We start from the raw sequence: 2,316 nt of genomic DNA, 5'->3' as shown, positions 1-2,316 counted from the left end.
AACCTGCAACGCCTGCGTCTACACACCCGCTTGCCAATCGTTTTGCCTGACAGGGTGACAGGACGACTTGCCTCCATGCTGGGGGGGGTTCCGACACCTGTTGTTTGCGTCATGCATGCCAATCATCCAAATGAACTGGATGACCAGGTAGCGGACGCAATGCATCGGTTACGCGTTGAAAACGTCACATTGCTGAATCAATCAGTTCTTCTAAATAGGATTAATAATTCGACGGATATTATTGAATTACTTTGTATAAAAGGATTCGAAATGGGGATTCTCCCCTATTATCTACACCAACTCGATCCTGTCTCCGGCACACACACCTTTGCTGTCAGTGATGCGGAAGCGATCGGGATTTACACTGAACTGCTGGCACGTCTGCCCGGCTACCTGGCCCCCAAACTGGTCAGGGAACAAGCCGGGGCACTATCCAAAACCCCACTGTAATCCAGTCCGGATATCCAGACTACTTGGAAGACTTTTTCTGCAAATCCGCGCACTCGATCAATCGTGTGACAACACGATGATTCAGGCTATCCTCGGGAAATTCTCCCTTATGATTGCGTTCACCCGCATCCAGCCCGGTCAAAATCCCTCGATCTTCTGGTTGACCCCGCCAATAGGCTGTATCTGCCCGTGCTGATTAACAGAACCGGTGATCGCGACAGACTGGCTGATTGGTGCCTGCGCCAGCGTGGATAGCAGTGCACAGAGTTCTGCAGCAGAGGCACTGTCGCCTTCAATGGGCCCATAGGACTGCTCAAACACAAGGCTCGCAGAGAGGCTCAACGGACGATCAGTGACATAGTGTGAGGCCAGGAAGCTGGAGAGTATGAGTACACCCTTGGAGTGAATCGGCCCGCCGAGCTCAACCTCGCGTTCACTATCAATCACCTTGCCCGAGCCAAGTGACAAACTCGCCGTGATACGGACAGGGTGGCCAAACATGAAGTTCCCTAACTGGATCGTAGCAAGGCCGTTGACCTGGCCTGGCGTTTCACCTTCACTGTCGATCAGAATCGTGTTGCGAAGTGTCTCACGCAGTAGCCGGTCACGGATACGGCTCATACGACGCTGTTGCATGTTGATCGCACTGAGAACCTCGTCAGTTCCGATAACGCTGTTGTCATTACGCGTGGCCCAGTAGTGCGCCTCTCTGACAATATCGGCTATGCGACGCATGCGCGTGGAGAGCATCTGCGCATCACCCACGTTGCGTGAACTCTCTTCAATAATGCGTGCGACCGCACTCCTGTCCAGCGGCTTGAGCTCTTCCTTTCTCACAATAGATGCAATCAGGCGGGCCAGCTGCAGCATATTCTCATCGCTACGCTGCATATCATCTTCGAAGTCTGCAGCCACCTTGAAATGCTCAAGAAACTCGGGATCGTATTCCATTAACAGGTAGTAGTACAGGCGATCACCAATAAGGACCACTTTGACATCAAGGGGAACAGGTTCAGGCTCAAGCGAAACCGTGCCTATCAGGCTATAGGCCTGGGCGATCGACTTGGCATCAATCTCGCGTGATTTTAGCGCACGCTTCAGGGCTTCCCAGGCAAATGGCTCTATCAGGATTTTTCGCACATCAATAACAAGGTAGCCACCATTGGCACGATGCAGGGCGCCGGAACGTATCAGGGTGAAATCCGTGACCAGGTTTCCGTATTGTGATTCGTGTTCGATCTGTCCGACAAGGTATGGATAGGCCGGATGATCTTCGAAGATAACCGGTGCCCCCTCGGAATCACTGCGATCAACAAGCAGGTTGACGCTATATCGACGCAGGATGGCAGATTGCGGATCGATCTCGTCCGGATCTGAAATGATGTCACTAACGCCCTCGTCCTGACCGCTGGCTGCCTGCAGAATCAGCTCTGCATGATCGACAATATCCTGCTGCAGCGCCTTGAGGTAACTGATGACCCGGGGGAACTCTTCAGATTCCAGCAATAACTCATCGATGAGACTGCCCACAGCAAACAGTGCAACCTGACGATTGAGCTTTTGCACCTTCTCGCGTGCCTTGCGTACCCGTTGCGGAATTTTCTGCAGTGTTTTGCGTAACTCTTCACCGACTTTTTCTGTATCCTGCTGCAGCCGCTCCTGCTCCTTCTCGGATAGCTTGTTGTACTCCTTTGGGAGTGATGGCCACACCATCATGCAGTGGCACAAAGGTAAATCCGGTCGCAGACTGGATAATACCCAGGTCCAGCGCCTCAGCCTGTTCCTTTACCTCCTGGAATGCATTCTCCTGTTCCTGGTTTGCCTGTTGCTCTATCTCCTGGCGGCGATTGTGATAGCCCTCACTCT

General features: G+C 52.7%; 1 protein-coding gene and 1 pseudogene. One reads left to right on the top strand and one right to left on the bottom strand.

Annotation, left to right across the window (positions count from 1 at the left end; all coding sequences use genetic code 11):
- Positions 1–450 (top strand): annotated as a pseudogene (locus BOW51_RS11335) (EF-P beta-lysylation protein EpmB); the annotation flags it as partial.
- Positions 451–588: 138 nt separating this feature from the next.
- Here BOW51_RS11335 and BOW51_RS10520 read toward each other — a convergent pair.
- Positions 589–2,166, bottom strand: a complete 1,578-nt coding sequence (locus BOW51_RS10520) for a Lon protease family protein (protein WP_078477667.1) — start codon at positions 2,164–2,166, stop codon at positions 589–591.
- Positions 2,167–2,316: the final 150 nt, after the last annotated feature.

The sequence above is a fragment of the Solemya elarraichensis gill symbiont genome (assembly GCF_002021095.1).
In the GTDB taxonomy this organism is placed as follows: domain Bacteria; phylum Pseudomonadota; class Gammaproteobacteria; order Chromatiales; family Chromatiaceae.
Note: the sequence above shows the minus strand (reverse complement) of the source record. Positions and strands in the feature narration are given on the sequence as shown.

What these genes read in the sequence shown, in the direction of transcription:
- BOW51_RS10520 (WP_078477667.1), bottom strand. Translation starts at nt 2,166, where the DNA reads ATGATGGTGTGGCCATCACTCCCAAAGGAGTACAACAAGCTATCCGAG.